Source organism: Spirillospora sp. NPDC048824 (genome assembly GCF_043198455.1).
Taxonomy (GTDB): Bacteria; Actinomycetota; Actinomycetes; order Streptosporangiales; family Streptosporangiaceae; genus Spirillospora.
Map to the genome: position 1 here is coordinate 186896 of NZ_JBICUS010000014.1, position 25128 is coordinate 212023.

Sequence of the window (25128 nt, forward strand, 5' to 3'; positions counted from 1 at the left end):
GCTCCCGACTCCGAACCTGGCGCGACGAGAGGGTGACGGGGATTGACCGGGGACCGATCCCCCGCGCGGGACACGGCCCCGCGCGGCTGGGGGGCAGCTGAATGAACGAGAACGCGGGGGTGGACGCGGACGCCCTGGCCGGGCGGTTCGCGCAGATGTTCGCGGCGCTGGCGGGCAATATCGAGCGGGTGGTGCGCGGCAAGCGGGAGAAGGTCGAGCTGGCGCTCATCTGCCTGCTGTCCGAGGGCCACCTGCTCGTCGAGGACGTCCCGGGCGTGGGCAAGACGACCCTGGCGCGGGCGATGTCGGCGTCGGTGGAGGCGGAGTGGACGCGCATCCAGTTCACGCCCGACCTGCTGCCCAGCGACATCACCGGCGTTTCGATCTTCAACCAGGGGACGAGTGCGTTCGAGTTCCACCCCGGGCCGATCTTCGCGAACCTCGCCGTCGCGGACGAGATCAACCGCGGCTCCCCGAAGACGCAGTCGGCGCTGCTGGAGGTCATGGAGGAGCGCCGGGTCACCGTGGAGGGCACCCCGCATCCGGTGCCGCGCCCGTTCATGGTGATCGCGACGCAGAACCCCGTCGACATGGACGGCACGTATCCGCTGCCGGAGGCGCAGCTCGACCGGTTCCTGATGCGGATCTCGATGGGCTACCCCGACCACCAGGCCGAGGTGGCGCTGCTCGCGGGCGCGCCGACCGGCGCGATGCTCGACCAGATGTCGCCCGTCATGGGCCGCGAGGACCTCGCCCGGATGATCGACTTCGCGCAGCGGCTGCATGTCGCGCCGCCCCTGTTCGACTACCTCGTGCGGGTCGTCGCGGCCAGCCGCACGCATCCCGACCTGCGGCTCGGCGCGAGCCCGCGGGCCAGCATCGCGCTGCTGCGGGCGTCGCGGGTGCGCGCGGCGGCGGCCGGCCGGTCCTACATCGTCCCCGAGGACGTGAAGGCGCTCGCGGTCCCGGTCATCGCACACCGGCTGATCGTGACGCCGGAGGCGGAGCTGCGCGGGCGTTCCGGCGCGGACGTGGTGGGCGAAGCCCTGCAGAACGTGCCGACTCCGCAGGCCGCCGGGGTGTGACGTGCTGACGCCGCTGGGATGGGGGACGGCGGCCGTGTGCGCGCCGCTGTACGCGGCGGGCTGGTGGCTCGGCTATCCGGAGCCCGCGATGTTCGGGCTCGCCGGGCTCGCCGCGGTGGCGGGCGCGGCGCTGTGGACGCTGCCGCAGGCGAAGCTGGACGTCAGCCGCGAGATCGCGCCGAAGAAGGTCGAGCGCGGCGAACCGGCCGTGGGCGTCCTTCACGTCACCAACAGGGGACGCGGAGCGCGGGGGGTGAGCGCGCGGGACGCGGCCAGCGCCGACTCCGTCGCGGTGGACGTGCCCCGGCTGCGGGCCGGCGGCACGCGGTCCGTGACCTACCGGCTGCCGACCGGCCGGCGCGGCGAGATCCCGGTGGGGCCGCTGCGGCTGGTGCGCGCCGATCCGCTCAGGCTGGCCCGCCGGACCCGGGAGTACGGCAGGCCGGAGGTCCTGCTCGTCCGGCCGAAGACGGTGCCGCTGTCGCTGCTGCCGTCCGGCCGCGCTCACCACCTGGACGGGCCGACCAGCGACCGGTCCCCGGCCGGGACGGCGACGTTCCACGCGCTGCGCGAATACGTGATCGGCGACGAGCTGCGCCACATCCACTGGAAGTCCTCGGCGCGGACGGGCACCCTCATGGTCCGCCAGCTCGTCGACGCCAGCCTGCCGACCACGACGATCGTCCTGGAGGCGCGGCCCGTGTCGTGGCCGGAGCCCGACGACTTCGAGCTGGCGGTGGACGCGGCGGCGTCGGTCGCGATGACGGCGGCGTCGGCGAGCTTCCCCGTCCGGCTCCTGACCGGCGACGGGCAGCTCGCCGAGACGCGCGGCGGACGCGACGACGCGGAGGTCCTGCTCGACCGGCTCACCTCGGTCGCGACGCAGGAGGGCCCGCAGTCCACCATGGACGCCGTGCGCCGTGTGCGCGCGGGCGGGTCGCTCGTGGTCGTCACGTCCGGCGCCGTGGAGCTGGGAGAGGTCGCGGCCGTCCGGAACCGTTTCGACCGCGTCGTCGTGCTGCGGGTCCGGCCGCCCGAGGCGGCGCCGGCGCCGCCCGGCGTCCAGGTGATCGACTTCGCCGATCTGGACGGGCTGGCGGAGTCGTGGCGGTGGCTGGGGCGCGTCCGGTGACCCGGTACGTGTCGCTCGCCGTGACGGCCTGCCTTGCGGCCGTCGCCGGCCTGTCGTTCCAGCGGGTCTTCGGCTTCGGCCCGGTGGTCCCGGTCGCCGTCGTCGCCGCGGTCGTGCCGGCGGCGCTGTGCGGGCTGCTGTCCGGACCGCGCAAGGGCGGGCCGGGCAGGAGCGGTGACCCGTGGCCGCTGTGGATCTCGCTGGTGCTGACGGTGGTCGCTTGGGCGGGCACGGTGTCGGTCACCGTCCTGCGCCCGGCCCTCAGCGCGGGGACGCTGCCGCAGACGCTCCGCGAGGGCGTGCTCGGCTCGTGGAAGGCGATCCTGACCACGCTGCTGCCCGCCCCGGCCACGCCGGAGTTCCTCGTCCTGGTCAACGTGGTGGTGTGGCTGGCGGCGTTCGCGTCCGCCGAGCTGGCGCTGCGGACCTCGCTGCGCGCCGCGCCGTGCCTGCCCGCGCTCGGCGTGTGGGCGGTCGCGCTCCTGCTGGGCGTGGACGGCCCCGGCTCCAACGCGCCCCTCGCCGCCGCGACCGTCGTGCTGGTCGCGGTCCTCGTCCTCGTCCGCGCCGACGGCCCCGGTTCCGGGGTCGCGCGGCGGCCGCTCGCCATCGGGACGCCCGCCGCCGTCGTGCTGGGGGCGGTGGCGTTCGCGGCGGCGCCGGTCGTCCCGGTCAGCGCGGAGCCGTACAACCCGCGGGAGCAGGTGCGGGCCCCGCCGCCGCAGCAGCGCGACGGCGTCAGCCCCCTCGACCGCGTGGGCGGCTGGCTGCTGAACCCCGGCCAGGTCATGTTCACCGTCCAGTCCGGCCGCCGGAACGAGATCGAGCGGCTCGCGGTCCTCGACCGGTTCAACGGCGTGACCTGGTCGTCCACGGCCCGGTTCGTCCCCACCGGGAGCCGCGTGCCGGAAGGCCCGCGGCCGGAACGCGAGCACGAGGTCGAGCAGCGCATCACGATCCGCGACCTGCCCGGCGTGTGGGTGCCCGCCCCCGACCGCCCCCGGCAGGTCGACGGGCTGCCCGTCGTCGTCGACCCGGAGAGCGGCGCGCTGGCCGCCGCGCAGCCGCTCCGCCCCGGCCAGACGTACCGGGTGGCCTCCGTCGTCCCCGAATGGACGGCCGAGGACCTCGCCGCCGCGGCCGTCGCGACCGACGCCGAGGCCGGGGCGGCGCTCGAACTGCCCTGGGGGCCGGGCGCGAAGGAGCCGCCCGTCCAGCTCGCCGAGTTCCGCAGGTTCGCGGAGGCGGCGACGCAGGGCGCGGTGTCGCCCATCGACAAGGCCGCACTGCTCGCTCAGTACCTCAAGCGCTACGCCAAGTACGACGTGACCGCGCCGCCGGGGCACGGCTACCGGCAGCTCGACTACTTCCTCGCCGAGGGCCGGCGCGGCACCCCGGAGCACTTCGCGACCGCCTACGCCCTGCTCGCCCGCACGCTCGGCCTGCCGTCGCGGGTCGTGGTGGGCTTCGACGGCGGGAACCGCGTGGGCGACACCGTCCAGGTCCGTTCCGGGGACGTGATGGCGTGGCCCGAGATCAAGTTCGAGCGTCTCGGCTGGATCCGCTTCAACCCGCTCCCGGACACCGGACGCCCCTCCAAGGGGAACGACTCGGTCGCCGCGGGCGAGACGGAACAGAAACTCGAACAGGCGCAGAAGAACGCCGTGTCCCAGGAGCGCGGGGAAGGGCCTGGCAACACCACGCAGAAGGGGCCGCAGAAGCCCGTCGCCGAAGACTCGCCCACACCGTGGTGGGTGTTCGCGTCGATCACGGGGGCCGTGCTGGTCATCGGATACGTGCTCGCCGTCCTGCTCGCCCCCGCCTTGCGCAAGCGGCGCCGCCGGGCCGGATCGCCCGCCGCCCGCATCACCGGTGCCTGGCACCAGGCCCTCGACCACCTGTCGGACGTCGGCCTGTCCACGGCCCTCACGCTGACCGCGCACGAGGTGGCGCGGTTCGGCGCGTCCAGCGTCGGCGAGGACGCCCACGGGCATCTGCGCCCGCTCGCCGACCTCGTCAACCGGAGCCGCTTCGCCGCGTCCCGCCCGGACCCGCGCGCCGCCGACCAGGCCTGGCAGCACACCGACGCACTGGGACGCCTGGTCACCACCAAGGCCGGCCGCCTGCGCCGCCTCCGGCGCCGCCTGCACCCCCGCTCGCTGAAGGACCGCCGCGCACCCGCCGAGAAGACCCCGGCCGAGGCGCCCGTCAGGAGACGGGCAGGCTGACCGCGATCTCGCCGCCCAGCACGGCGCCGGTCTCCAGCTCCAGGTCGTCGCCGCTCCAGAACCGCCCCGGGTCGAACCAGTTCGGGCGGCGCCCCTTCGGCAGCAGCCCCATCGCCTGGTAGGTCACCGCGACGATCTCGGCGCAGAACGCCGTCTCCATGACGTCGGCGCCGCGGCGCGCGTCGTGCCCGGCGGGGCGCCGGATCGGCACCCGCCCCCGCACCCACCGCGTCGCCAGCTTCGACGTCGACGGGAACGGGGTGCCGTTCAGCCGCGCCACCGCGCGCAGCGCCGCGTCCTCCATCCCCGCGGTCGGCGGTGGTTCGAGCTGCCGCAGCCACGCTCGCTGCCCGTACCCGTGCCTTGTGGGGGGCCGACCCCCCGCACCCCCCGGACGGCGTGGGGACCCCCACGCCAATACGGCGTCGCGCAGGTCGTGCAGCTGCGCGCCGCGATGGTGGCCGCCCGACCACATGTCCCGCAGCGACCGCCCCAGCTCGGCGTGCCACATCAGCGGCGGCAGGTCGTCGATGACCAGCGACATGCCGACATGGTTGACGGGGCTGTTCGTCGTCATCTGGATGGCGCGGTCCGCGACCGTCCGGCCGCGGAACAGCCACACGTCCCCCGTGCGGGTCAGGTCGGCGGCCTCGTCGAGGGAGATGCTCGTACCAGGCATGATCGATACGGTAGCCGCATGCGATGGACGAAGCCGCTGGGCGTCTGGAAAGCACTGGGCGTCTGGAAAGCACTGGGCATCTGGAAGGCGCTGGGCATCGCCGGGTTCCTCGGCGTCGCCGCGACCGGGGCGGTGATCGTCCGGGCGGAGCGGCGCCGCCGGGCCTACACGCCCGAGGAGATCAGGCAGCGCCTCCACGAACGGCTGGACGACGCGCCCGGGGAACGCCCGTGACGGTCCGCGCCGTCCGCCCGCCCGGCCCCGGCGACCTGGACCGCGCCTGGCGGGCCGTCTCCGCCGAGCTCGAGCCGACGCCGCTGGTGCCGTCCGGCCTGGCCCCCGGCGCCCTGCTGAAACTGGAGACCTTCCAGCCGACCGGCGCGTTCAAGGTGCGCGGCGCGCTCGCGGCCGTCGCGGCGCTTCCCGCGGGGGAGCCCGCCGTCACGGCGAGCGCGGGCAACCACGGGCTCGGCATGGGCTACGCGGCGGCCCGGTCCGGCGCGGACGTCACCGTGGTCGTGTCGACCCGGGCGTCCCCGGTGAAGGTCGACAAGATCGGGGCGTATCCGGTGCGGCTCGTCCAGCACGGGACGACCTACGACGAGGCCGAGGCGCACGCGATGACCCTGCCCGGTCACTACGTCTCGCCGTACAACGACCCGGCGGTCATCGCGGGGCAGGGCACCATCGGGCGGGAACTCGACCGGCAGGCGGACGGCCCGCTCACGGTCGTCGCGCCGGTCGGCGGCGGCGGTCTCCTCGCCGGGCTGTGCCTGTGGGCGCGCGAACGCGGGGACGTGCGGATCGTCGGCGTGGAGTCGGCGGTGTCGCGCGGCGTGTCCGCGTCGGTGGCGGCCGGGCGGGTCGTCGGGGTCGAGGTCGGTGAGACGTTCGCCGACGGCCTTCCCGGCAACCTGGAGGCCGGCAGCGTCACACCGGAGGTGATCGGCCGGACCGCCGAGCTGACCACCGTGACCGATGACCGGATCCGGACGGCGATGCGGTGGCTGTTCGGCGAGCACGGGCTGGTCGCCGAGGGGGCGGGCGCGGCCGGCGTCGCCGCCGTCCTCGCCGGGAAGATCGAGGTCACCGGCCGCCTTATAGTGATCATTACCGGACGTAATATTACAGTCCCGACATTCACTGACGCCATTGGCGACAGCTGACCACCATTCTTTATCCGGGAAAACACCGGCAACTCGGGTCGGAACCCACTACGGTGCTCCTCGAACCGGGGGAAGGTGATCGTAGTCGTGCGGGTTGCTGGCCTGAGCTGGATCCGACGTGACCGACTGACGGGGCAGGTCGCGGTCGGCCTCGTCGGCGTGCTCGTCATCGCCGCCGCCGTGTACGGGGTGGGAGTCGCGAGCGCCCAGTACCGCCTCGCCGACGTCGGCGCCTGGCTGTCCGCGAAGAGCAAGGGCGCCGTCGTGCACGTCAACGGCCCCGCCGCCAAGGTGGACGGCAAGGCCGGCGTGATCCCGCAGATGCGCGGCCACAACATCAAGATCGTCCAGGACGGCGCCACGATCCTGATCATCGACCTGGACACGGGCGTCGTCAGCCGGCTCGACCCGTCCCAGCTGAGCATCGGCCAGAGCCGCTCGCTCGGCAAGGGCATCCAGGTCCTCGCCGGCGCCGGGAAGGCGTACACGGTCGACTCGGTCAAGGGCGTCGTGCAGCAGATCGACCCCGTCGGCCTGACCCCCGTCGGCGCGGCCGCCGACCTGCCGCCGGTCCTCGGCCAGGCCGGGATCGACGGCAAGGGCGCCCTCTGGGTCCCGGTGTCGCAGAAGGGCGAGGTCGCGGCGTTCAAGGACGGCGAGGTCCAGCCGCCCGTCCGCGTCGGTGAGCCGGGCGACGACCTGGCGCTGACCATCGCGGCCGGCGCCCCGGTCGTCACCGACTCCACCTCCTCCACCGCCACGGTCGTCACCTCGTCCGGGTCCCCGCTCAAGATCAGCCTGCCGACGACCGTGCGGCAGGCCGGCCGCGGCGGCGTGCTGGCCCCCGCGCACACCGACGGCAAGACCGTTCCGCTGCTGGTGCCCGGCACCGGATCCCTGGTGACCGTCGACACCGACACCGGGCGGTACTCCAGCACCCGGCTGCCGATGCCGAAGCACCGGTACCGGCCGCCGCAGATGCTCGGCGCGAACGTCTACATCCCGGACGAGACCGCCGGCGCCCTGATCGTGTACAACTCGGCGGCCAACCGGTTCGAGAAGCCGATCCCGGTGACGAACCCGCGGTCCACGCTCGACGTCTTCGTCAAGGACGGGATGATCTGGGCGAACGACCCGGCCGGTCCCCGCGCCGTCGTGATCGACCGGCAGGGCGTGCAGAAGGGCATCAACAAGTACAAGGACAGGGTCGCGGGCGGCCCGAAGCGCCGGACGATCCCGCTGCCCGGCGACGGGGACGCCCCGCCGCCGGCCCGCAGGAACCCGTCGTCCCCGCCGCTGACGCCCCCGACGAACCGGCCGGCCTCACCGCCGCGCCCCGGTGACCCGCCGACCGCGCCGGCCAACGTGTCGGTCACGCCCGGCGCCGGCACCATGCGGATCGGCTTCCAGCCGTCGCAGGGTGAGGGGATCGTCGGATACGCGCTGAAGGACGTCCCGGCCGGACTGTCGGCCGCCCCGTCCGCGATCGGCCCCGGCGCGGGTCCCTTCACGTTCACCGTGACGGGCGGCGACTGCGGGCAGGAGTACCGCTTCCGCGTCGCGGTGCGGTACAAGGACGCCAACGGCAGGACGCGTGAAGTGCTGTCGACCGCCAGCGACCCCGTCCGCCCCTGCGTGACGCCGGGCGCGCCGACGGGCCTCAAGGCGCAGGCGACGAAGTCCGGGGCGAAGGTCTCCTGGACGGCCCCGCCCGGCGGCGGCTCCGCCTCCTACAAGCTCACGTGGAGCGGCCCGGTCTCGGGGAGCAAGACGGTCTCGGCCACGTCCGCGACGCTCGGCGACGTGTGGTCGAACGGGAACTACACCTTCACCGTCGCGGCCGCCAACGGCGCGGGAACCGGCTCGGGCACGACGATCAACGCCAAACTGACCGGCCCCACCAGCACCTACGCCGTGCGCATGAACGGCAACTCCAACGCCTACATCAGGGCCACTGCCAGCACCAGCAGCACCGTCGTCGTCACCATGAACGACAACAACGGCGAGCAGGTCACCGTCAACTGCCAGGAGCAGGGCCTCCGGTTCGAGCACTCCAGCGACCCCAACCTCAGCGGCGACATGTACACCAACATCACGTGGAAGGGGAAGCGCGGCTACGTGCCCGCCTACCTGATCTCCACGCCCGGCAGCTGGAAGAGCTTCGTCGGGCCGTCGATCTGGAAGTGCGAGCCGTCCAACAGCTTCTAGCCCGAGCTTCTAGCCCGCCGGTGGGCCTCCGCTAGCCCCGCTTCTTCTTGTTCTTGGGGATGCAGGTGGGCGCCGACCACGACACGTCCGGTGCCTGGCCCGGGTTGAGGCGCAGCACCGCGCCGACCTTGAAGCAGTAGCGGGTGCCCGGCCGCAGGCCCGGCACGGTCGCCGCGCGGGACCCGGCCCTGACGGTGATGAGCGGCTCCGCGCCGGCGGGGTGCCGCTGGATGAGCAGCGGCAGGTCCGCCGCGGCGGGCGGGAGCACCCAGGCGAGCGCGGCGGTGCGGCCGACCGGCTTGGCGGCGAGCTTGCGCGGGCGCGTGGCGGCCAGTTGCGCGGACGTGATGGGCTCCGGCGGGACGCCCGTGGCCTGCCCCTGCGGCGCCGGTGTGGAGGCCACGGCCGCCCCCGCGTCCTGCCGGCCGTCGTCCCCTCCGCGGGTCAGGGCGAGTGCCCCGATGCCGAGCGCCAGCCCGCCGACGAGCGCGACGCCCGCGGCGACGATGAGGCCGCGGCGCGGCCCGTCGTCCGGCCGGTCATGGGTGAGCCGGTACGGGTTCGTGTGCGGGGTGGTGTGCGAGCCGCTCGCCCGCGGGTCGCCGGCCTGCGGTGGCGCGCCGGCCGGCGTCCGGGCCGCCCCCCAGGTGGCGGCGTCCGGGGCGGCGGGCGGCTGCTGCGGCCGCGGGCCGTCCTGCGGGAGGAGGGCGTCCGGTGTCCGCGGCGGGAGCGCGTCCGGATGCCACGGCGACGGCGGCGCGACGGCCGGCGAGACCGGCGCGGGCGGCGCCTGGGCGGTCGGTGCCCACTCCGGGACGCGCGGCGGACCGGAGGCGTCGGGGAACGACATCCGCGGCCCCGGCAGGGAACCGGACGACGAGTGCCCCGAGGACGAGTGGCCCGAGGACGGCGAGCCGGCGCCGCCGTCGGCCCGCGGGACGGGCCGGACCGAGCCGCTGCTGTGCGCCACGTCCGTGACGGGCAGCCCCAGCTCGGCTTGCACGCGCTGGAGCGTCTCCGCGAACTCCACGGCGGTCGCGAACCGCATCTCGGGGGTCTTGGCCATCGCGCGCCCGATGACGCCGGAGACCTGCTGCGGGACGTCCGGCCGGGGGATCGGCGGCGGCGGCTCGTTCAGGATCCGCAGCATCAGCAGCGCGATGCCCTCGCCGGCCGGGCCCTTGAAGGCGGGCTGCCCGGCCAGCAGCTGGTACAGCGTCGAGCCGAGCGAGTAGATGTCGGCGCCGACGCCGGGCGTCCGGCCCTCCAGCAGCTCGGGCGCCGCGTGGTGCGGCGTGAACGCCTGGGTGTGCGTCGCGTCGAAGGAGTCGACCAGGCGGGCGATGCCGAAGTCGGCGAGCGCCGGCTCCCCGTACCGCGACAGCAGCACGTTCTGCGGCTTGACGTCGCGGTGCAGGACGTCGGTCTCGTGGGTGGCGGCGAGCGCGCCCGCCATCTTCACCCCTATGCGCAGCACGTCCTCGAACGGCAGCGGCCCCTCCCGCGCGAGCCGGTCGGTGAGCGCGCCGTGCTCGAAGTACTCCATCGCGATGTAGGGACGTCCGGAACGGGTGATGCCGGTGTCCAGCACGGTCACGATGTTGGGGTGGCCGGACAGCCGGCCGGTGATCTTGCTCTCCCGCTGGAAGCGCCGCATCGCCGCGTCGTCGACCGAGGCGATCGACAGGACCTTCAGTGCGACCATCCGGTCGAGGTGCTCCTGGTGGGCGCGGTAGACGACGCTGAAGCCGCCCTCGCCGACCTGCTCCAGCACCCGGTAGCCGGGGACGTCCTCGGTCATGGGTGGGGGGATCCTTCTCCGTTGCTCGTCCGGGTCGCGGCGGGGGGCGCGATCATTCGATGTCCTGCGGTCCGGGGAGGTTCCCCCGGAGGTCAACAGCGTAGTACGGGGAGGAATCGGTCGCGGGTGGTCTCGGCCGACGGCCGCGGCCTCCCGCCCCGCGCCGCCTCCTGTATGGAAATAGGGGGACATTTCCAATCGGCTGATTAATCGTTGTTCCAACTTCGCCCCGCTCCCGCCGGGATGCGGCTTAACCTCGGGGTTCGCGACGAGAGAACGGCCCAGAGGGAGTGGCCCGCCGTGACGGAAGATGTCCTGACGAATACGCGGACGGAATCGCCGATCTCGAAATCGGCTTATGGCGACCTTGTCCGGCTGGCATATTTCGTTCTCCCCGGCACGGGAAAGCGCGGCTACCGGCTGGCGATCGCGCGCCGGATCGTGGACACCACCGCGCGCGGCGTCCGCGACCGCTCGCCCGCCGGGCTCGCCCGCCGCCGCACCCGGGTGCTCCGCCGGGCGCTGCGCCCCTCCCGCCGGCTGCAGATCGGGCTCGGCCCGTGGCTGCGCGCGCTGCCGGCGCGGCCGCCCGACCCGGCGCTCACCGCGGTCCTGGCGAAGCTCCACCCGCATGTCCGCGTCGCCTACGTCCTGCGCCACGTCGAGGGCCTGCCCCGGTACGCGGTCCACGACCAGCTCGTCGAGCTGCGCGTCCGCGATCCGTGGCCGGTGATCCGTGCGGCGGACGCGGTCGCCCCGCCGGCCGTCCGGCGCCCCGTGCGGTTCGAGCCCGCGCTGCTGCGTCCCGTCCGCAACCGCTCGGTACTGCCGCTCGCCACCGCCGCCGTCCTCACCGCCGCGCTGGTCGGCGCGCTGGTCATGACGGAGCGCGGCGACCCCCGGGTGCCCGGCCCGCGGCTCGTCTCGGCCGCCCCCGAAGCCTGGACGCGCGGCGCCCGCACCCTCGACGCCTGGCCGGCCCGCGGCGACCTGGCCCGCGACCGGGCGTTCACCGGACGGGCCGCCGGCGCCTGGGCGGCCGCGCCGCCCGGGCGCCGCCCGGGCGGCACCGCGCAGCTCCTCTACGCGGGCCACGTCGGCGGCACACCCGTCGCCCTGATGCGGCACGGCGGCCGGCTGGCCCGCTACACGCCCGGCGGCGCCCTCACGGTCCTCGAAGCCGGGCAGGACCCGTCCGCCCCGATCGCGCTCGGCGGCGGACGCTACCTTCTCGCCCCCTGGGACACCCGCCCCGAGACCCTCACCGGGGACCGCCTCGCGACCTCGGACGGTGTGACCGCACCCACCCGCGCCCGCTCCGGCTGCGGCCGCGGCCCGCTCTTCCACCTCGGGGCGAGGACGGTCGGCGACCTGGGCGGCCCGCGCGCCACCGTCCTCACCTACCACTCGCCCGCCTACCGGCCGGGCCGGGCGGGCCCGCCGGCCCGCCTGGGCGAGAAGGCCCGGGATCTCTGGGACCGCGTGGCCTGCCTGACGCCCCGGCCGGACCGCCCGGTCTCCGAGGCGATGGCGTGGAACTTCTGGTCCGGCAGACTGCCGCACGGCGGGAAGCCCGCCGACTGGGTCTGCACCCGGCTGACCCACCCCGGCGGCGCCACCACCGCCCGCGCCGCGCTGCTCGCCGCGCAGGACCGGGCGACGGGCCTGTGCGACGCCCGCCGCCCGGTGAGCGGAACCTGGTGGCGGTCCCCGTCCGGCCGCCGGTACTATCTGGCCGCCGCCGGGCGCGGCCTCGTCCCCCACGCGGAGGGCGTCCGCCGCCCCACCACGAGGAAGCGTCTCCTCATCGCCACCGGCTCGAAGGACACCCCTGTGGAACTCACCGCCCGATAGCTGCGGGCCGGGTCAGCATGCGCTTACGTTCATCGTGCACACTAGGGTCACCGAACGAGATTCAGGGAGTCGCACATGGGCCAGGGGCCGCTGTCCGGAGTACGGGTGATCGAGCTGGCCGGGATCGGGCCGGGGCCGTTCGCCGCGATGCTGCTCGCCGACCTCGGCGCCGATGTGATCCGCGTCGACCGCGCCTCCGCGGTCAGGGCGGGCCAGGCGACCGGCGGCACCGACTTCAGCAACCGCGGCAAGCGCTCGATCGCGATCGACCTCAAGAGCGAGAAGGGCAAGGAGGTCGTCCTCCGCCTGGTCGAGAAGTCCGACGTCCTCCTCGAAGGGTTCCGGCCCGGCGTCACCGAGCGCCTCGGCCTCGGCCCGGACGACTGCCTCGCCCGCAACTCGAAACTCGTCTACGGCCGGATGACCGGCTGGGGCCAGGAGGGCCCCCTCTCCCAGACGGCCGGCCACGACGTCGGCTACATCGCCATCACCGGCGCCCTGCACGCCATCGGCCGCGCCGGCGGCCCGCCGCAGGTCCCGATGAACCTCCTCGGTGACTTCGCCGGCGGCAGTATGTACCTCGTCGTCGGCGTCCTGTCCGCCCTACTGGAGTCCAAGACCAGCGGACGCGGCCAGGTCGTCGACACCGCCATCGTGGACGGCGCCGCGCACCTGTCCACCTTCATCCACGGCTTCCTCCGGGGCGGCATGTGGGAGGACCGCCGCGGCGTCAACATGCTCGACACCGGCGCGCCCTGGTACGACGTGTACGAGACCTCCGACGGCCGCCACATGGCCGTCGGCGCGATCGAGTCCCAGTTCTACGCCGAGTTCCTCCGCCTCATCGGCCTCGAAGGCGAGGACCTCCCCGCCCAGCACGACCAGTCCGGCTGGCCCGCCCTCCGCGACCGCTTCGCCGCCGTCTTCCGCACGAAGACCCGCGACGAATGGACGGAGATCTTCGTCCCCAGCGACGCCTGCGTGGCGCCCGTCCTGTCCCTGACCGAGGCCGCCGAACACCCGTACAACACGTCCCGCGACGTCTTCCCCGAGATGGCCGGCCATCCGCAGCCCGCCCCCGCCCCGCGCTTCTCGCGGACCGCCGCCGAGACCGACGGCGTCCCCGCCCTCCCCGGCGGCCAGACCCGCGCCGTCCTGGACGACCTCGGCTTCGACGACGCCGAGACCCTCCTCAAGGAAGGCGCGGTCGCGCAGTCCTGAACACGGGCGCCCGGCGGATCCTCCCGCCGGGCGCCGTTCCGCGTCCGAGGCGGCTCAGCCGACCGCGTCCGCGACGGACTGCGACCAGAGGCCGAGGGCGTCGTCGATCTGCGACTCGGTGACGATCAGCGGCGGGATCATCCGGACGACGTTGCCGTACGCGCCGCAGGTCAGCAGCAGGAGCCCGCGCTCGGTCGCCGCCTGGTGCGCCCGCTGCGCGGCGGCCGCGTCGGGCTCGCCGCCGGGCGTGGTGAACTCGCTGGCCTGCATGAGCCCGAGCCCGCGGACGTCGCCGATCTCCGGGTGGTCGGCGGCGACCTTGCGGAGGCCGTCGTTCAGCCGCGCGCCCTGCCGGGCGGCGTTGCCGACGAGGTCCTCGTCCTGGATGACCTGGAGCGTGGCGAGCGCGGCGGCGCAGGCGACGGCGTTGCCGCCGTAGGTGCCGCCCTGCGAGCCGGGACGGGCCTTCTCCATCAGCTCGGTGGGCGCGGCGATCGCCGACAGCGGGAACCCGCTGGCCAGGCCCTTGGCGGTGATGAGGACGTCGGGACGCGCGGCGGAGTGCTCGTGGCCCCAGAACCGGCCGGTCCGGCCGAACCCGGTCTGCACCTCGTCCATGATCAGCAGGATGCCGTGCCGGTCGGCGCGCTCGCGCAGCCCCTCCAGGAACCCGTCCGGTGCGGGGATGTAGCCGCCCTCGCCGAGGACGGGCTCGACGATGAACGCCGCCGTGTCGGACGCGGGGCTCGCGGTGACGAGCAGGTAGTCCAGCTCGCGCAGCGCGAACCGGGTGGCCTCCTGCTCGTCCCAGCCGTACCGGTACGCCTGCGGGAACGGCGCGATGGCGGCGCCCGGCATCAGCGGGCCGATCCCGGCGCGGAACTTGGTGCCCGCGGTGGTCAGCGCGGCGGCTCCCATCGTCCGGCCGTGGAACGAGCCGTGGAAGACGACGATGTTCTGCCGGCCGGTGGCATGCCGGGCCAGCCGGATGGACGCCTCGACGGCCTCGCTGCCGCTGTTGAGGAAGAACAGCGAGTCGAGGCCGGACGGCAGCACCTCGCCGAGCGCGTCGGTGAGCCGCAGCAGGGGTTCGTGCATGACCGTCGTGTACTGCCCGTGGATCAGCGTGCCGACCTGCCGCTGCGCCGCCTCGACCACGCGCGGGTGGCAGTGGCCGGTGCCCGTGACGCCGATGCCCGCGGTGAAGTCCAGGTGCCGGCGGCCGTCGGTGTCGTACAGGTAGACGCCCTCGCCGCGCTCGGCCAGGACGGGGGTGGCCTGCTTGAGCAGGGGTGACAGCTTCGCCATGCGTCGTCCCTCCGGTGCCTTCGTAGATTGTCGACAATCTGCAATGTAGGTGGCCCTCGGCCCGGATGTCCAGCGCCGAGGGGGCGCCGCCGCGAATGCCGCGGCTAGGAGACGCGGAGCCGGTCGATGGAGTCGGTCATGTGCTCCTCGATGAGGGTCAGCAGCCGCTCCTCCTCGCCGTCGCCGATCGCGTCGACCAGCCGCGAGTGCTCCTCGACCAGTTCGGACGGCTCCGGGTAGGTGTCCTGCAGCGCGTTCAGGCACATGCGGGTCTCCACCAGCAGGGTGTGCGCCATCCGCTCCAGCCGCCGGCTGCCGGACGAGCTGACCAGCACCTCGTGGAACGCCTGGTCGGCGTCGCTCATCGCGACCCGGTCGCGTTCGCTCGCGGCGTCGATGAGCGCCTCCAGGGCCTCGGTGAGCCGGGCGACGGCCTCACCGCGGTTCCGCTCCATGATCAGCTGGCAGGCCTCCCGCTCGATCGCGAGCCGGGCGAGGTAGACGTCCTCGACGTCCCCCTCGTCCAGCGTGATCACGAACAGCCCGCGGTGCGGCTCGCTGACCAGCAGTCCCTCCTGGACGAGCCGCTGCATCGCCTCGCGCAGCGGGCCGCGGCTGATGCCCAGCCGGCCGGCCAGCTCGACCTCGCCGAGCTGGGCGCCGGGTTCCAGCGACCCGTACATGATCGCCGCGCGCAGCTCGTCGGAGACGATCTCGACGGTCGACTTGCGGGGGACGGGTTCCAGCTCACCCAATCGGCCCATGCCGCGGGTCCTTTCCTCATAGCTGCCGGGTATCTCGTTCGTGCTCGAAGACGCCCGGCGGGACGGTGGCGGGCACGGCGAACAGCCGGCCCAGCCCGGTGCGCGGTGAGAGTCCCCCGGGACCGGACGCGAGCCGCAGCCCCTCCCACACGCTCACCTGGTTGGCGGTCAGCACGGGCTTGCCGACCCGTGCCTCCAGCTTGTCGAGCCAGGACACGGTGTGCAGTGCGGTGTCGGGCACCAGCACCGCCTCGGCGTCCGGATGGTCGTTGGCGGCGACGAACGCGAGGACCTCCTCGCGGCCCAGGGTGCCGACCTCGGCGGCGGTGACGATGCCCCGGCAGGACAGCGCCACCACCTCGATGCCGGCGTGGCCGAGGAACGCGGCGAACCGCTCCGCGACGTCGGACGGATAGGTCGCCGCGACCGCGACCCGCGTCACGCCGAGGGCGCGGGCGGCGTTCACGAACGCGAACGACGTGCTGGACGCGGGGACGCCCGCGGCCTCGCGGACGCCCTCGACCTGCTGCGCGGCACCGTCCCAGCCGAACACGAAGCTCCCGCTGGTGCAGGCCCACACGGCGGACCGGACGCCCATGCCGCGCAGCGCGCGGGCGCCGTCGCCGAGTACGTCGGCGCCGCCGATGTCCAGCAGGGCGTCGACCCTGTGGGCGTCCTCGCGCATCAGCGTGTGCACGACCGGGAGGCTCACGCCGCCGAGAGCGCGCTCGATGGCGGGGTAGTCGTCCTCAGCGCTGTAGCCGGGGTAGAGGAACCCGGCGCGCAACCCGTTCTCAAGCATGGAGTCGTCAATCCTACCTTTGCGGATCATCGGCGATCAGGCTGCGGTGGACGGGGCCAGCTGTACGAGCGACTGCCCGGGACCGGCCGCGGAGCGGCCCATCGAGCGCAGCGCCGCGCACATCGTGACCTGGTTGGCGGTCAGGACCGGCTTGCCGATCATCTGTTCCAGCGGGGCGATGATGTCGTAGGTCGGCACGTTCGTGCAGCTGATGAAGACCGCCTCGGCCTCCGGGGCGTCGACCGTCGACACCGCCGACACGATCTCGCCGTAGCCGACTTTCCAGATGTGGCTGAGGAGCCCCATCCCGACCGACGACACCACGTCGATGCCGTACTCGCCGAGAAAGGACACCAGCCGTTCGGTGACGGCGTCTATGTAGGGCGTGACGACCGCGATACGGCTGATGTCGAGCAGCCGCAGCGACTCCACCAGCGCGCCCGAGGTCGTCGTCGACACGGGTGCGCCGGCCATCGTCATCGACTGGTGCAGCCGCATCTCGCCGGCCTTGCCGCCGATGAAGCTCCCCGACGCGCAGGCGTAGGCGACGGCGAGCGGCTCGGGGGAGAGCACGTCCCGGGTGGCCTGCCGGACGATGGACTGGTCCGACAGCGCGGACGCCATCTCGACGGTGACCGGCACCGGCACGTACGGCAGCCGGGTCATGAACAGGGACACGTCGTCGGGCGTCCACCGCCACAGCTCGCGGTCAAGGGCGAAGTCGAAAGGCGCGACCACGCCGATGCCGTGCTGGGCGAGCAGCTCGGGGCCGACGACCAGCGTTGGGTCGAACGTCATCTGCGCGCCCACCGCTCTAGGACTCAGCACGGTCATAGACCAGGCGCTCGCCGACGCCGCCGGAGCGCCACACGTCGTTGCAGGCCTCGGCCATGCGGTCGAGCCCGTCGACGATCGTCGCGTACACGTTGCCGGGCACCCATCCGACGTCTCCGTTGAGCAGCAGGTTGTTGCGCCCGTAGAAGATCGCCAGGTCGATGACGCCGGGCAGCGCGTGGATGCCCTTCTCCTCCTTGAAACGCCGGTCGAGCATGCCGCCGGCGAAGGAGAAGTAGACGACGTCGCCCGGGATCGGCGTGACGGTGGGGTTCTCCAGGCCGACCTCTTCCTCGGAGAACCGCTCGACCATCGTGTAGACCTCGTTGCGCGCGTACTTGGCGTGGTAGGCGTCGCCACCGAGGGGCAGCGAGTTCCACACCGCCTCGCAGGTGCGCGGCGCGTCCTTCTCCAGCAGTTCCGCGACGCATGAGACGCCGCGGTGCTCCAGAGTGATGGTCATGAGCTTGGGCATGCCGGACCTCCCCGTGAACAGGGGTGGGCGAGAGCGTCGCCACCCGAAGGACTCTTCCGTTAGAGCGCTCTGGGATCCGTCCTGGCCTTGCATGGGCAGGTTGCGACGGTCTTGCAGCACACGAGATCTCAGTGCGGTGACCAGGGCCGCGGTGCACCGCGCTGATTGTTGACAATCCTACGAACCGATCCTAGCGTGTCAATGCCTCCCCGAGTTCCCTTCACGTAAACTCCGGACTCCCTGAAAGTGGCGCCGATGGAGCATGTTCCGCCCGCACCCGGTGGGCCGCCCGACGTGGTGGTGCTCGTAGGGGACGTCCCGCCGCGCGGCATGGCCGGCGTCGAGCGCCGCGCCCGCGTCCGCTACGTGCGCGAGCCGGAGCTCGCGGAGGCCCTTCCCGGCGCCGACGTCCTGTTCATGTGGGATTTCCTCTCCGACGCCCTCGCCGGGGCGTGGCCGCGGGACGGCGGCCCCGACTGGGTGCACATCGCGAGCGCGGGCGTCGACCGGCTGCTGTTCCCTGGCCTGGTCGAGAGCGACGCGGTCGTCACCAACTCGCGCGGCGTCTTCGACGAGCCGATCGCGGAGTACGTCCTCGGGCTGGTCCTGACGTTCGCCAAGGACCTGCACACGACCGTCCGGCTGCAGGGCGAGCGGCACTGGCGGCACCGCGAGACCGAGCGGATCACCGGCGCCCGCGCGCTGGTCGTCGGCACCGGGCCGATCGGCCGCGCGATCGCGCGCCGCCTGTCCGCCGCCGGCCTGGCGGTGTCCGGCGCCGGCCGCACGGCCCGCGACGGCGACCCCGATTTCGGGCTCGTCCACCCGGTGGAGCGGCTGGACGAGGCGTTCGCCGGGGCCGACTACGTCGTGCTGGCGGCGCCGCTCACCCCGCAGACCCGCGGCATGATCGACGCCGCCGCGCTGGACCGGATGCGGCCGTCCGCGCGGCTGATCAACGTGGGGCGCGGGCAGCTGGTGGCCGAGGCCGACCTGGTCGCGGCGCTGCGGGCGGGCCGGATCGCGGGCGCGGCGCTCGACGTCTTCGAGGACGAGCCGCTCCCGGCGTCGTCGCCGCTGTGGGACATGCCGAACGTCGTCGTCTCCCCGCACATGTCCGGCGACGTGATCGGCTGGCGGGACGAGCTCGTCCGGCTGTTCGCGGGCAACTTCGACCGCTACGCGACCGGCCGCGGGCTCCACAACGTCGTGGACAAGCGGCTCGGCTACGTCGGCTCACCTGTGACACAGAGGGGGTAGCAGTGACCGTGACCAAGACAGAGGCGACCGGGACCGACGCGGCCGATCTGACCGCGACCGAGCTGCTGGAGCAGTACGAGGCCGGGACGCTCTCCCCGGTCGAGGCCGCCGAGGCGGTCCTCGCCCGGATCGAGCGGGACGACCCCCGGCTCAACGCGTTCTGCCTCGTCGACGAGGAGACCACGCTCGCCATGGCCCGCGAGGCGGCCGACCGGCGGCGGCGCGGCACGACGCTCGGCCCGCTGGACGGCGTGCCCGTCTCCATCAAGGACATCCTGCTCACCCGCGGCTGGCCCACGCTGCGCGGCTCCACGACGATCGACCCGGCGGGCCCGTGGGACGAGGACGCCCCGTCCGTCGCGCGCCTGCGCGAGCAGGGCGCGGTGTTCGTCGGCAAGACGACCACGCCCGAGTTCGCGTGGAAGGGCGTGACCGACAACCCGCTCACCGGCGTCACCCGCAACCCGTGGGATCCGTCCCGCACACCGGGCGGGTCGAGCGGCGGCGCGGCGGCGGCGGTCGCGGCGGGCATGGCGCCGCTCGCCCTCGGCACCGACGGCGGCGGCTCGGTGCGCATCCCCGCCGCGTTCACCGGCATCTTCACCATCAAGCCGACCTACGGCCGCATCCCGCACTACCCGGCGAGCCCGTTCGGGACGCTCGCGCACACCGGCCCGATGACGAACACGGTCGCGGACGCGGCGCTGCTGCTCGACGCGATCTGCGGCCACGACGGCCGCGACTGGTCGTCGCTTCCGCCGCCGGACGTCCCGTTCAGCGAGGGCGGCCTGGACGACCTGACCGGCCTGCGCGTCGCGTTCAGCCCCGACCTCGGGTTCGCGAAGGTCGATCCCGAGGTCGCGGCGTCGGTCGCGGCCGCCGCCGAGTTCTTCGCCGAGCTCGGCGCGAAGGTCGAGCAGGCCGACCCCGGTCTCGGCGGCGACCCGGTCGAGGAGTTCGAGGTGCTGTGGTTCGCGGGCGCCGCGAAGGTCGTCGAGCACCTGCCGCCCGAGGCCCGCGCGCGGCTCGACCCAGGGCTGCGGGAGATCTGCGATCAGGGCGACCGCTACTCCGCAAGCGAGTACCTGACCGCCACGGCGCGCCGCATGGAGCTGGGTCGCATCATGGGCCTGTTCCACGAGCGCTACGACCTGCTGCTCACCCCGACGATGCCGATCGCGGCGTTCGAGGCGGGTCTGGAGGTCCCGCCGGGTTCTCCGTCCCCGCGCTGGACGAGCTGGACCCCGTTCACCTACCCGTTCAACATGACCCAGCAGCCCGCCGCGAACCTGCCCTGCGGCTTCACCTCCGGCGGCCTGCCCATCGGCCTCCAGGTCGTCGGCGCCCGGCACGCCGACGCCCTGGTCATGGCCGCCTGCCACGCCTACGAGCAGGCCCGTCCCTGGCCGAAGCGGCGTCCGTAGCGGAGGGGAGGCCGCCCGGCGGGGGGCTGGGGGCCGTCGTCCTCCGGAAGGAGCGCCGCCTCACCCGAACGTGATGACCGCGCGGCTCCGGTGGACGCCCTCGTCCATCTCGGCGAGGACGCGCGGCGCGTCGTCCAGCGTGACGGGCGTGACCTCGGGGACGATCCCGTGCGCCACCGCGAAGGCGAGGGTGTCGCGCAGGTCGTGCGGGGAGCCGGACGGGTTTCCCATCACCCGCAGCCGGTTGGCGACGAGGGCGAGGGGCGGCACGTCCACGTTGGCGGCGTCGAAGCCGAGGAAGAGCAGGGTGCCGTCCGGGCGCAGGCCGCCGAAGGCGGCCAGCCCCGTGGCGGTGTCGGGCGCGGTGTTCATCACCACGTCCGCGCCGCCCCACTTCTGCAGCGCCTCGGCCGGGTCCTGTTCCTCGGTCGCCACGAACAGTTCGGCGCCGAAGCCCTTCGCGGTGTCCTCGGCGCGGCGCGACCGGGACACCACGGCGACCCGGGCGCCCATCGCGGCGGCGAACCGGACCGCGAGCGTCCCGACGCCGCCGGTGCCGAGGACCGCGACCTTCGACCCGGGGACCGCGCCCGCCTGCCGCAGTCCGTTGAACGCGGTGATCCCGGCGCACATCAGCGGCGCGCCCGCCACCGGGTCCAGACCGTCCGGCAGCGGGGTGACGAACCCGGCGCGGCCGACGAAGTACTCGGCGTAGCCGCCGTCGCGGTTGACCCCGGTGACGGGCCTCGGCGCGCCGGTGCACAGGATCTGGTCGCCGCGCACGCACTGGTCGCAGTGGCCGCATGACCCGTACAGCCACGCGGCGCCGACCGGCGTGCCGACCTCCGGCCAGGCGACGCCCTCGCCGAGCGCGGCGACGACGCCGCTGATCTCGTGCCCGGGGACGGTCGGGAACGTCCCGAACGGATAGTGGCCCCGCAGGTGGTTGACCTCCGAGTAGCACATCCCGCACGCGGTGACCTCGACCAGGATCTCGCCGGGGCCCGGCTCGGGCACCTCCCGCTCGACGATCTCCAGCGGCTTGCCGGGTGCGGACAGAAGCGCGCTGCGCATGGCAGCCTCCCTCTCGTGTGTCGTCCATAGCATCGATACATCACCCAACATAGCGTCGCTATATCGCTGTGCATAGCGATGCTCGGCAATTTTCTGTAACATCGATGTTGTGACTGCTCAGAAGGACCCCGACACCCGGGACCGGATCCTGCGGGCGGCCGTCCGGCTGCTCACCGAGGCCGGCGGCGAGCCGGTCTCCACACGCGCCGTCTGCACGGCCGCCGGCGTCGGGGCGCCGACCCTCTACCACCACTTCGGCGACAAGCGCGGCCTGTTCGACGCCGTCGCCGCGTACGGGTTCGAGGAGTACCTGGCGAGCAAGCGCGCCCAGGACGGCACCGGCGACCCGGTCGACGACCTGCGCCGCGGCTGGGACCTGCACATCGAGTACGGGCGGACGAACCCCGCGTTCTACACGCTGATGTACGGGACGTCCCGCACGCCGCCCGTCGCGGACGAGGCGCACGGCATCCTGCTCGGACTCGTCGGCGCCGTCGCCCGCGCCGGGCGCCTGCGCGTCCCCGTCGGCACCGCCGCCCGGATGATCCACGCGGCCGGGGTCGGCGTCACCTTCGCGATCATCTCCGGCGGGGACGACGGCGAGCTGTCGGTCCGGACGAGGGAGGCGATCCTCGGCGCGATCACCGTCTCACCCGGCGGGCAGGAGAACGCGGCCGCGCCGGCGGCCGCACACGCCGTGGCCCTGCGCGCCGCCCTGACCGCCGACCCGCCGACGCGCCTGTCCGCGCCGGAGGCGGCCCTGCTCAACGAATGGCTGGACCGGATCGCCGACGGCTAGTCAGTCGGTCTCGGGCCCCTTGAGTTCCTTGTCGCGCTTCTTCTGCCGGCTCGACCTGCGGCGCTTCACCCCGACGCCGCCCCAGAACGCCAGCCCCTTGACGACGACCGTGGGCGCGCCGGGCACGCCGGGTCCGCTCGCCCGCTGGTCGAAACCGCCCATGATCCCGAGCCCCTTGACGTGCACGGTGATGTCGTCCGGCACGATGATCTCGAAGCCGCCCATGACGGCCAGCGCCCGGATCGTCGTCTCCGGCTCGTCGAACCGCGCCTCCCGCAGGTCGATCTTGCCGCCGCCCCAGAACGCGAACGCGCGGAACCTGCGGGGGACGTTCCACACGCCCGCCCGCCGGAACCCGCTCATGATCCCGATGCCGCTCTTCCACGTCGGCGCGCCCTCCAGCGGGCGCCAGTCCGGCGCCCCGGACAGCGGGGCGGGCGGCGGGGAGGCGCCCGGCGCGGGCAGGTCCCGGGTGATCGGCTCCAGCTCCCCGTACGTCTTGGCCGCGTACACCGCGTCCAGCCGCTCGTCCAGCTCGGCCAGGGTCAGCCGCCCGTCGCCCGCCGCGTCGCGCAGCACCTGCGCGACCCGCTCGCGGTCGGCGTCGCCGGCGCGCATCTCCGGCGTCGCGGGGGATCCGGCGCGCTCGGGGAGGTTCGTCATGCACCGAGCCTAAACCAGGCGGACCCGGTCAGGGCCGTGCCGGTTCGAGGCGGACGACGACGGATTTGGACGTCGGGGTGTTGCTCACCTCGGCGGTGCTGTCGAGGGGGACCAGGACGTTGGTCTCCGGGAAGTACGCCGCCGCGCAGCCCGGCGCGGTCGGGTAGGCCACGACGCGGAAGGACGGCGCGCGGCGTTCGACGCCGTCCGACCATTCGGAGACGAGGTCGACCGCCGCGCCGTCGTCCAGGCCGAGGGCGGACAGGTCGGCGGGGTTGACGAACACGACGCGGCGTCCGGCCTTGATGCCGCGGTAGCGGTCGTCCAGCCCGTAGATGGTGGTGTTGAACTGGTCGTGGCTCCGGACGGTCTGCAGCAGCAGCCGCCCCTCCGGGATTCGCAGGACCTCCAGCTCGTTGACCGTCAGGTTGGCCTTGCCGGTCGCGGTCGGGAACCTGCGCTCGTCGCGCGGGGCGTGGGGGAGGGTGAAGCCGGAGGGCTCGCGGACGCGGGCGTTGTAGTCGGTGAAGCCCGGAACGACACGGGAGATGTGGTCGCGGATCACGTCGTAGTCGCGTTCCATCGCGTCCCACCCGATGCCCGAGCCGGGGAGCGTCGCCCTCGCGAGACGGCAGACGATCGAGACCTCCGACAGCAGATGCCCGGACGCGGGGGCGAGGCGGCCCCGGGAGGCGTGCACCATGCCCATCGAGTCCTCGACGGACACCAGTTGCGGCCCGGACTCCTGCTCGTCGCGTTCGGTGCGGCCGAGCGTCGGCAGGATCAGCGCCAGCTCGCCGGCCTCGGCGTGCGAGCGGTTGAGCTTGGTGGACACCTGCGCGGTCAGCCGGCAGTTGCGGAGCGCGGCCTCGGTGACGGCCGAGTCGGGAGTGGCGCGGACGAAGTTGCCGCCCATCCCGAGGAACACCTTCGCGCGGCCGTCCCGCATGGCGCGGATCGCGTCGACGGTGTCGACGCCGTGCTCGCGCGGCGGCTCGAACCCGAACTCGGCGGCGAGCGCGTCCAGGAACTCGGGCTTCGGCCTCTCCCAGATTCCCATCGTCCGGTCGCCCTGGACGTTGGAGTGGCCGCGCACCGGGCAGACGCCCGCGCCGGGACGGCCGATGTTGCCGCGCAGCAGCAGGAAGTTGACGATCTCGCGGATCGTCGGCACCGAGTTGCGGTGCTGGGTGAGGCCCATCGCCCAGCAGACGATGATCCGCCCGGCGCCGAGGACGTCGCCGAGCGCCGCGGAGATCTCGTCGCGGGTCAGCCCGGTCGCCTCCAGCACGTCGTCCCAGTCCAGGCCGAGGACGTGTTCTTCGAACGCCTCGAACCCGTGGGCGTGCGCGTCGAGGAACCCGCGGTCGACGGCGTCGGGCGCGTCCGATTCCAGCAGCAGCCGGTTGAGCGCCTGGAACAGGGCGAGGTCGCCGTTCAGCCGGATCTGCAGGAACCGGTCGGCGAGCACCGTGCCCTGCCCGGTCACGCCGGACGGACGCTGCGGGTTCTTGAACCGCATCAGCCCCGCCTCGGGCAGCGGGTTGACGGCGATGATCCGGGCGCCCTCCTTCTTGGCCCGTTCCAGCGCCGACAGCATCCGCGGATGGTTCGTCCCCGGGTTCTGCCCGACGACGAAGATCAGATCCGCCTGGTGGAGGTCCTCCAGCAGCACCGAGCCCTTGCCGATCCCGATCGTCTCGCTCAGCGCCGACCCGGACGACTCGTGGCACATGTTGCTGCAGTCCGGCAGGTTGTTCGTGCCGAACGAGCGCACGAACAGCTGGTAGGCGAACGCGGCCTCGTTGCTGGTCCGGCCCGAGGTGTAGAAGACGGCCTCGTCCGGCGACTCCAGCGCGTTCAGCTCGGACGCGAGCAGCCCGAACGCCTCGTCCCAGGAGACCGGCTCGTAGTGCTCGGACCCGGCGCGTTTCAGCATCGGCTCGGTCAGCCGCCCCTGCTGCCCGAGCCAGTGGTCCGAGCGTTCCGCCAGCTCGGCGACGGTGTGCCGCGCGAAGAACTCCCGGGTGATCCGCCGCGTCGTCGCCTCTTCGGCGACGGCCTTCGCGCCGTTCTCGCAGAACTCGGCCGTGTGCCGGTGGTCGCCCTCCGGCCACGCGCACCCCGGGCAGTCGAAGCCCTTCTTCTGGTTGACGCGCAGCAGCGTCAGCGCGGTGCGCCGCACCCCCATCTGCTCGTACGACCGGCGCAGCGCGGCCGTGACACCGGGCACGCCCGCGGCCCACGTCTTCGGCTTCGAGACTTCAAGGCCCGCGTCGTCGAAGTCGCCGGAGGGCGCCTTGCGGCTCATGGCATGCACATCCTCGTGGTCGCCTGGATTCCTCCCACTG

The 25128-nt window shown here is 73.7% G+C and carries 21 protein-coding genes; 11 read left to right on the forward strand and 10 right to left on the reverse strand.

Going from position 1 to position 25128, the window contains the following annotated elements; all coding sequences use genetic code 11:
• The first annotated feature begins 101 nt into the window (after positions 1-101).
• From ACGFIS_RS26590 to ACGFIS_RS26600, 3 genes are read left to right on the forward strand one after another with little or no spacing between them, the layout of a single operon-like run.
• Complete coding sequence (locus ACGFIS_RS26590) at positions 102-1085, forward strand: AAA family ATPase (protein WP_392972941.1); 984 nt, start codon at positions 102-104, stop codon at positions 1083-1085.
• 1 nt (position 1086) lies between these two features.
• Positions 1087-2217, forward strand: coding sequence for a DUF58 domain-containing protein (locus ACGFIS_RS26595; RefSeq protein WP_392972943.1), 1131 nt, complete (start codon positions 1087-1089; stop codon positions 2215-2217).
• Entirely contained in the window at positions 2196-4445 is a 2250-nt protein-coding gene (locus ACGFIS_RS26600; protein WP_392972945.1) for a DUF3488 and transglutaminase-like domain-containing protein, read from the forward strand. Before ACGFIS_RS26595 ends, ACGFIS_RS26600 begins: the two co-directional genes overlap by 22 nt.
• Here the strand turns inward: ACGFIS_RS26600 and ACGFIS_RS26605 are convergent.
• Positions 4426-5124, reverse strand: coding sequence for a hypothetical protein (locus tag ACGFIS_RS26605; protein ID WP_392972947.1), 699 nt, complete (start codon positions 5122-5124; stop codon positions 4426-4428). The two genes, ACGFIS_RS26600 and ACGFIS_RS26605, sit on opposite strands and share 20 nt — an antisense overlap.
• A gap of 18 nt (positions 5125-5142) precedes the next feature.
• On the opposite strand from ACGFIS_RS26605, the gene ACGFIS_RS26610 reads away from it, so the two are divergent.
• The 3 genes from ACGFIS_RS26610 to ACGFIS_RS26620 all read left to right on the forward strand — a co-directional run bounded on the left by ACGFIS_RS26610 (position 5143) and on the right by ACGFIS_RS26620 (position 8498).
• Positions 5143-5358, forward strand: coding sequence for a hypothetical protein (locus ACGFIS_RS26610; RefSeq protein WP_392898234.1), 216 nt, complete (start codon positions 5143-5145; stop codon positions 5356-5358).
• Positions 5355-6290 (forward strand): threonine/serine dehydratase, encoded by a 936-nt coding sequence (locus ACGFIS_RS26615; protein ID WP_392898231.1) that lies wholly within the window; start codon positions 5355-5357, stop codon positions 6288-6290. The genes ACGFIS_RS26610 and ACGFIS_RS26615 overlap by 4 nt, the downstream gene beginning before the upstream one ends.
• A gap of 87 nt (positions 6291-6377) precedes the next feature.
• Positions 6378-8498 (forward strand): fibronectin type III domain-containing protein, encoded by a 2121-nt coding sequence (locus tag ACGFIS_RS26620; RefSeq protein WP_392972949.1) that lies wholly within the window; start codon positions 6378-6380, stop codon positions 8496-8498.
• A 31-nt stretch (positions 8499-8529) separates the two neighbouring features.
• Here the strand turns inward: ACGFIS_RS26620 and ACGFIS_RS26625 are convergent, their stop codons facing one another.
• Positions 8530-10299, reverse strand: coding sequence for a protein kinase (locus ACGFIS_RS26625; RefSeq protein ID WP_392898225.1), 1770 nt, complete (start codon positions 10297-10299; stop codon positions 8530-8532).
• 300 nt (positions 10300-10599) lie between these two features.
• Between ACGFIS_RS26625 and ACGFIS_RS26630 the strand changes: the two genes are divergently transcribed.
• Together ACGFIS_RS26630 and ACGFIS_RS26635 are read left to right on the forward strand one after the other, a co-directional pair.
• Positions 10600-12153 (forward strand): hypothetical protein, encoded by a 1554-nt coding sequence (locus ACGFIS_RS26630; RefSeq protein WP_392972951.1) that lies wholly within the window; start codon positions 10600-10602, stop codon positions 12151-12153.
• A 75-nt stretch (positions 12154-12228) separates the two neighbouring features.
• Positions 12229-13374, forward strand: coding sequence for a CaiB/BaiF CoA transferase family protein (locus ACGFIS_RS26635; protein ID WP_392972953.1), 1146 nt, complete (start codon positions 12229-12231; stop codon positions 13372-13374).
• A 54-nt stretch (positions 13375-13428) separates the two neighbouring features.
• Here ACGFIS_RS26635 and ACGFIS_RS26640 read toward each other — a convergent pair whose 3' ends face one another.
• From ACGFIS_RS26640 to ACGFIS_RS26660, 5 genes are all read right to left on the reverse strand, one after another.
• On the reverse strand, positions 13429-14682 hold the full coding sequence (locus tag ACGFIS_RS26640) for an aspartate aminotransferase family protein (RefSeq protein ID WP_392898217.1): 1254 nt from the start codon (positions 14680-14682) through the stop codon (positions 13429-13431).
• A 104-nt stretch (positions 14683-14786) separates the two neighbouring features.
• Positions 14787-15446: a GntR family transcriptional regulator gene (locus ACGFIS_RS26645; protein ID WP_392898214.1), complete on the reverse strand. Its 660-nt coding sequence runs from the start codon at positions 15444-15446 to the stop codon at positions 14787-14789.
• A gap of 16 nt (positions 15447-15462) precedes the next feature.
• The gene (locus ACGFIS_RS26650) at positions 15463-16248 is read right to left on the reverse strand and encodes a maleate cis-trans isomerase (RefSeq protein ID WP_392898211.1); all 786 of its coding nucleotides are present in this window, start codon (positions 16246-16248) and stop codon (positions 15463-15465) included.
• Positions 16249-16284: 36 nt separating this feature from the next.
• Positions 16285-17046, reverse strand: a complete 762-nt coding sequence (locus ACGFIS_RS26655; protein ID WP_392898208.1) for an Asp/Glu racemase — start codon at positions 17044-17046, stop codon at positions 16285-16287.
• Between the two features lie 16 nt (positions 17047-17062).
• A complete protein-coding gene (locus ACGFIS_RS26660) occupies positions 17063-17545 on the reverse strand; it encodes a DUF3830 family protein (protein WP_392899565.1) in 483 nt (160 codons plus the stop codon).
• 267 nt (positions 17546-17812) lie between these two features.
• On the opposite strand from ACGFIS_RS26660, the gene ACGFIS_RS26665 reads away from it, so the two are divergent.
• Positions 17813-18817, forward strand: a complete 1005-nt coding sequence (locus tag ACGFIS_RS26665; protein ID WP_392972955.1) for a D-2-hydroxyacid dehydrogenase — start codon at positions 17813-17815, stop codon at positions 18815-18817.
• A 2-nt stretch (positions 18818-18819) separates the two neighbouring features.
• Positions 18820-20241 (forward strand): amidase, encoded by a 1422-nt coding sequence (locus ACGFIS_RS26670; protein ID WP_392898202.1) that lies wholly within the window; start codon positions 18820-18822, stop codon positions 20239-20241.
• Positions 20242-20301: 60 nt separating this feature from the next.
• On the opposite strand, the gene ACGFIS_RS26675 is transcribed toward ACGFIS_RS26670, so the two are convergent.
• Positions 20302-21315 carry an alcohol dehydrogenase catalytic domain-containing protein gene (locus tag ACGFIS_RS26675; RefSeq protein ID WP_392972957.1) on the reverse strand — a complete coding sequence of 338 codons (1014 nt, stop codon included), beginning with the start codon at positions 21313-21315 and terminating at the stop codon, positions 20302-20304.
• A gap of 109 nt (positions 21316-21424) precedes the next feature.
• Between ACGFIS_RS26675 and ACGFIS_RS26680 the strand changes: the two genes are divergently transcribed.
• On the forward strand, positions 21425-22114 hold the full coding sequence (locus ACGFIS_RS26680; protein WP_392898197.1) for a TetR/AcrR family transcriptional regulator: 690 nt from the start codon (positions 21425-21427) through the stop codon (positions 22112-22114).
• Here ACGFIS_RS26680 and ACGFIS_RS26685 read toward each other — a convergent pair whose 3' ends face one another.
• Both ACGFIS_RS26685 and ACGFIS_RS26690 read right to left on the reverse strand, forming a co-directional pair.
• A complete protein-coding gene (locus ACGFIS_RS26685) occupies positions 22115-22777 on the reverse strand; it encodes a DUF1707 domain-containing protein (RefSeq protein WP_392898195.1) in 663 nt (220 codons plus the stop codon).
• A 28-nt stretch (positions 22778-22805) separates the two neighbouring features.
• Complete coding sequence (locus ACGFIS_RS26690) at positions 22806-25088, reverse strand: FdhF/YdeP family oxidoreductase (RefSeq protein WP_392898193.1); 2283 nt, start codon at positions 25086-25088, stop codon at positions 22806-22808.
• Between the last annotated feature and the right edge of the window lie 40 nt (positions 25089-25128).